Below are 5,663 nucleotides of genomic sequence, written 5' to 3' on the forward strand. Positions count from 1 at the left end.
AGCCTCTATGGCGAGGACAGCCGCACTCTCTACCAGAATTATCTGATCGAGGTGGCGGGCAAGCCGCGCACGCTGGATCTCGTCGCCTACAATGCCTCGGGGACCGAGATCGGCCGCGTGACCGACAATGGCGTGCTCAACTACGCCGCGACGCTCAATCAGGGCGACAGCGATGCGAAGATGTTCGCCGTTTACGCCAACGACACCTGGGAAATCATACCGGGTCTGCGCATCGATGCGGGCATCCGTCACGAACGCTACAGCTACAAAGGCTGGGCCGCGCTGACCGAGGCCGCCAATCTGGGCGACGCCACCACGCTGGCCGACGACAGCACCCGCGCCTTCACCGGGGTCATCATCAATCAGAAGCTGAAGCCCAACGTCACCAACTGGACGGTCGGCGCGAACTATGACTTTTCCAGCCATGTCGGCGTCTATGGCCGCGCCTCGCATCTGGAAACGCCGCCCAACGTCCAGACGGTGATGAGCATCAATCCGACCATCATCACGACCAAGGCCGACCAGTTCGAAGCGGGTCTGAAGCTCGCCTTCGGCCGCTCCTATCTCTACGTCACCGGCTTCTACACCAATTTCGATCCGCTCAATGCCAGCTTCTTGGCCTTCGATCCGACCACGGGCCGCAACGACGTCAACATCCCCTTCATCGGCGAAGCGCAGGTCAAGGGCGTCGAATTTGACGGCAAGCTGGCGCTGACCAACTGGTTCTCGCTCAACGGCGCGCTCACCGTCAGCGATCCCAAATACAAGAATTTCCAAAGCTCGACCGGCGCCGACCCGGAACAGGCCGAAGGCAACCAGATCGTCCGCCAGCCCAAGGTCTACGGCAATATCCGTCCCAGCTTCGACTTCCAGACGGGCGACACGGATATCTCCATCTATGGCCGCTACACCTATATGGGCAAGCGCTTCGTCGATCTCTACAACAACACCGCCCTGCCTGCTTATGGCACGGTCGGCGCGGGCATCACGGCGCGGCGCGGCAGCTGGCAGATGCAGATCGTGGGCGACAATCTGTTCAACGCCCATGGCCTGACCGAAGGCAATACCCGCACCGACTCGCTGAGCGGTCAGGGCAGTTCGGAGGCGATTTACGGCCGTCCGATCTTCGGCCGCAACTTCCGCCTCGTCATCAGCAAGAGCTGGTGATGCGGCGGAGCATGACAAGTCTGCTCATCACGGCAGCGGCGCTGGCCTTCGCACCTGTCCCGGCTTCGGCCGGGCCAGTCTCGGTCAGGGCAGCCCGCGACATGGAGACGGAGAGGCTGTCGCAGCGTCTCTTCCCGCTGTTCGATGCAGCGGGGCGGGATCCTGCGACGCTGGACCGGATCAAGGCCGGCCCAGGCATCTCGCCCCTGCTGCGCGCCCGGCAGGAACGGCGTGCAGCCTGTGGACAGGATCTGGTCTGCGCAGCGCAGGCGATGATCTGGACGCCGGCAGACCTCGAAACAATGGGTCGCGCCGCAGCGGCGCTGCCCGACCTGCCGGCAGCGGATGACGGCGCGCCAGCGCAAATCCGGCGGGAAATGGAGGGGGTCAATGCCATCGTGCGGACCTATGGGCTGGGGCAAGTCCCATCCTATCCGCAGATTGACGGCGCGGGCACGATCGACCCACAGGAACGACAGGCCCGGCTTCAGGCCGCCGACTGGCTGTCGCGTACGCCCCGGAACCTGTCCGCGCAGGCGCTGGATCCCAGCATCGACTATGCGCTGGCCCTGCTCGACGTCAGCGACCGCACTGATGCGATCGGCTATGAACCGGTGACGGAAGGGACCAATGCCCCCGCCATGATGCGGGCGAGGACGCTCGACTGGAACCGCTATCCTTTCAGCGCGATGATCCTGACCGGCGTCGGTCCGGAAGTGGATGCCATGCCGCTCAGCCCCTATGGCAAATATCATCTGCGTCTGGCCGCCAGCCGCTTCGCGCAGGGCGACATTCCCTTCATCATCATCACCGGCGGCCGCGCCCATCCGCGCGCGACCCGCTTTACCGAGGCGGAAGAGATGCGCAGGGCGCTGATCGACCGCTATGGGGTGCCGGCCGATGCGATCGTGATCGAACCCTATGCCCGGCACACGACGACGAACCTGCGCAACGCGTCGCGGCTGTTGATCGCCATGAGCGCGCCGCTAGACAATGATGCGCTGATCGTCTGCAACCCGCAGCAGAGCGCCTATATCGAGAGCGTGCAGTTCACCAAGCGCAATGCCGACGAGCTGGGCTATCAGCCCGGCCGGATCGGCCGGCGCTTCTCGCCTACGGAACTCGCCTTCCGTCCCAGCCGCACCTCCGCGCGGATCGATCCGCGCGATCCGCTCGACCCCTGATACGGAGCCACCCCATGCGTTCACTGGCCCTTGCCGCCGCCCTGGTCCTTCTCTCCGCCACGACTCCGACGACTGCTTTTGCCTGGGGCGGCACCGCCCATAGCGTGATCGACCGTGCCGCGATCGAGGCCATCCCCGATGACGGCCCGATATTCCTGCGCAAGCATGTCGATTATATCGCGGCGTCGGCCTCCCTGCCTGACAGCTGGCGTGGGGATTCGGAGAATTTCTCGAAGATCGAGGAAGATCCCAATCATGGCTGGTTCCGCGAGCAATTCACCTTCCTTAAGCCCATCCCGCGTTCGCGCTATGAGTTCGTGATCGCGCTCTACAAGCGTTACGAGGCGATCAAGGAAGGCGATCCCGCTACCGCCGCACGTACCAATGTCCGCTGGACCGGCACCCTGCCCTATGCCGCGATCGAAGCCTATGATCGGCTGGTCGTGTGCATGCGCTATGTCCGCAAGGCGCAGGCCGAGGGCGGCGACGTATCGGTGCCCGAGCAGCATTGCGCCTTCCAGGCCATTCGCCTTGGCCATTATATCGGCGACGGCGCGCAGCCCATGCATGACTCGATCCATTCGGACGGCTGGCGCGGCGACAATCCCAAGGGCTTCACGACCGACCGCAGCGTCCATGGCCGGTTTGAAAGTCAGTTCGTCGATGGCATGAAGCTGACGGTGGCCGATATCGCTCCGCGCATCGGCGCCCCCGGTCATAGCAGCGGCGACATGTTCGACGCTGTCCTCGCCTTCCTCGACCAAGCCGGGGACAAGGTCGGAACTGTCTATACGCTGGAGAAGCGCAACGGCTTTGCCGATTTCGCCGACCGGGATGTGCGGGCGATGGTCTATGAACGGACGGCCGCCGGTGCTGCGATGCTGCGCGACATGCTTTGCCGCGCCTGGGCCGAAAGCGCCAATCCGCCAGCGAAGGTCACGCCGTCGCCGCTCGATTTCGGCAATTCCCGCTTCAACCCGGAAACCGGCTCGGCTCCCGACTGACGCCGCCGTTCCAGCAGGCCGAGCAGGCGACCATGCCGGGCGTGATTAAGGTCGAAGCGCCGCATCAGCATGATCGCCCCCACGCTGCCGGCCAGCGGAACGCCCAGCCCCAAGCCGATCATGCCGGCCTGGACAGCTTCTGTCTGCGCCACACCCGGCACATAGCCCAGCCGTCCCAGTGTCCAGCCGATCAGGCTGGTCGATGCGGCGCCGCTGGCCTTCACGACAACGAGGTAGAAGGCGAACAAACCCGTCTCGAAGCGCCTGCCATGCCGCCATTCCACCACATCGACGGCATCGGCCAGCAGCCCCCAAGGCAGCATGAAGATGCTGGCGAGGCCAAAGCCGATCATTGCAGCGCAGATCGCGAGCGCAGGTGGCCAAGGCAGGCAGAAGGCAAAGCCGATCAACCCCGCCACAGTGACGCCATGCCCCATGGCGAGCAGAACGCTCTTGCTGAACCGGCCGGTCATGGCGGTCCACAGGATCACGCCTGCGAACTGGCCGATGGTCATGGCCAGCAGCAGCGTCGAAACCAGATCGGGACGGTGGACGACATAGCTGCCCATGTACAGCAGCATCCGCCCGAAGGCCGGCGCCGCGAAACCGGTCAGCAGGGCGAGCAAACCCATGCCGATCACCATGGGATCGCGGAGCGGCACGGCGATGCCGTCCTGCTCCGCGCTGCGCGGTGCAGGGCCGCTGCCGGAAGTCCATGAACATAAGATCATGGTCAGGGCGAAAAGACCACCTGCGACCGCCCCGGTGATCGCCAGCCGGTCGAAGGCCTGATCGCTCCCCGCCCGCTGTACCAGTGGCGTCAATATGGTTGCCACGGCCAGCGCGCTGACCGTGCTGAACAGCAGTCGGTAGCCGGACACCCGTCCCCGGGCGCGACTGTCGCTGGTCATCTGCGCCATCAGCGCATTATGAGGCACGTCGATGACCGCATAGGCACCCCGGAAAATCAGCAGCGCGGCCGCCAGCATCCATAGCTGCTCCGCACCAAGCGCGGGCATGGCATAAAGCAAGGCAAAGGCCAGCGCACACGGCGTTGCCGCGACCGCCACCATCCAGCGATAGCCCTTGCCCGCAGAGCGCAGACGGATGACCAGTCGGGCCGCTATCAGATCGAAGACCAGATCGCCGCATAGCGCCGCCAGCATCAGCCATCCCGCCATCGTGCCGCCCAGGCCCAGCACATCGGTCAGCAGGAACAGGATCGTCAGGTCCGCCCCGCCGAATACCAGCGCCTTGCCGAAATTGCCGGAGGCATAGGCCAGCATGCGGCCCTCTTCCCGTTTCCGGATCACCTGAACTGCCCTTATCTCACAGACGCATGGATTGCGGAGAGGGAGTCGCCTAGAAGCCTATTCTTGCGTTTCTGCGACAGCGGGCAGTTATCTTAGAGTGCGACCGACGGCGGGTCGGCTATTTCAATCACATGCAGCCCGGGAATCTTCCGGGCACGGACGCGATGGCATACGGAGCACGCCCAACCGAACATATTGAATGGGGTTTCGCTTTGCGGCGAGCGGGGGTGACACACCGCTTCATTCCGCGCCTGCTACACTGATCGAAACAGTGACAGGCATGTTCACGTCATTCCACCGAAAAGGCGGGAATGGTGACCCCTACGGGAATCGAACCCGTGTTTCAGCCGTGAAAGGGCCGCGTCCTAACCGCTAGACGAAGGGGCCGTTCGTTGTCGCCGCCGTGGCAGCGCTGCGAAGCGAGGGCGCAATTAGGCGGGGACGGCGAAAGGGTCAACCCCCTTTGCGCAAGAAAATTGCAATGAAGCGATTTCTTGCCGATCGACCCCGCCAGATTGCAGGAAAATCAGTCTCTTACGCGATCAATCCGCCCATGCGGCATCCTCCAGATGCAGTTCGGCGGCAGGGCGGCTGCCCCAATCGTCGATCTTCGCCTTGCCCGCGACCCACAGTTTGCGGTCGCGCGGCGCGCCGAGGATCGCCTGGCCAAGATCGGTTTCCGCCTGGCGAAAGGCGATGGTCTTGATCGACCGGCCATCGTCGCCCGCCATGATCGCGCGCAGATGACCATTGCCGACCACATCCGCCTTGATGACACGCATCGGCCCCGCGGCGATCAGTGGCGCGGGCCAGCCGGCGCCATAGGGGCCGCCCTGTTCGATCGCGGCGATGAAGTCGGGATTGACGCCAGAGGGCGCCAGCACCGCGTCGATCAGCAACGCGCGATCATCGCGCGCTTTCGACACCGACGCCGACAGTCTCTCGTCCAGATAGTCGGCGAGCGCGTCGATCCGGTCGGCGGCCACCGTCAGCCC

3 protein-coding genes, 1 tRNA gene and 2 pseudogenes are annotated in these 5,663 nt (G+C 64.4%); 3 read left to right on the forward strand and 3 right to left on the reverse strand.

The features are described from left to right. From VMR39_RS30220 to VMR39_RS30230, 3 genes are all read left to right on the forward strand, one after another. On the forward strand, window positions 1-1,167 hold a 1,167-nt coding region (locus VMR39_RS30220), incomplete at its 5' end, for a TonB-dependent receptor domain-containing protein (RefSeq protein ID WP_325422225.1). Window positions 1,168-1,178: 11 nt separating this feature from the next. Continuing rightward, entirely contained in the window at window positions 1,179-2,351 is a 1,173-nt protein-coding gene (locus tag VMR39_RS30225; RefSeq protein ID WP_325422227.1) for a YdcF family protein, read from the forward strand. Between the two features lie 14 nt (window positions 2,352-2,365). Further along, window positions 2,366-3,355 carry a nuclease gene (locus tag VMR39_RS30230; protein ID WP_325422229.1) on the forward strand — a complete coding sequence of 330 codons (990 nt, stop codon included), beginning with the start codon at window positions 2,366-2,368 and terminating at the stop codon, window positions 3,353-3,355. A 56-nt stretch (window positions 3,356-3,411) separates the two neighbouring features. On the opposite strand, the pseudogene VMR39_RS30235 reads toward VMR39_RS30230, so the two are convergent. The 3 genes and pseudogenes from VMR39_RS30235 to VMR39_RS30245 form a co-directional block, all read right to left on the reverse strand. After that, window positions 3,412-4,641: pseudogene (locus VMR39_RS30235) on the reverse strand (MFS transporter); the annotation flags it as partial. A 339-nt stretch (window positions 4,642-4,980) separates the two neighbouring features. After that, window positions 4,981-5,055, reverse strand: a tRNA-Glu gene (locus VMR39_RS30240). Between the two features lie 155 nt (window positions 5,056-5,210). Continuing rightward, window positions 5,211-5,663 (reverse strand): annotated as a pseudogene (locus VMR39_RS30245) (single-stranded-DNA-specific exonuclease RecJ); the annotation flags it as partial.

It is taken from the genome of Sphingobium sp. (assembly GCF_035511395.1).
Lineage (GTDB): Bacteria > Pseudomonadota > Alphaproteobacteria > Sphingomonadales > Sphingomonadaceae > Sphingobium.

What these genes read in the sequence shown, in the direction of transcription:
- VMR39_RS30225 (WP_325422227.1), top strand. Translation starts at nt 1,179, where the DNA reads ATGACAAGTCTGCTCATCACGGCAGCGGCGCTGGCCTTCGCACCTGTC.
- VMR39_RS30230 (WP_325422229.1), top strand. Translation starts at nt 2,366, where the DNA reads ATGCGTTCACTGGCCCTTGCCGCCGCCCTGGTCCTTCTCTCCGCCACG.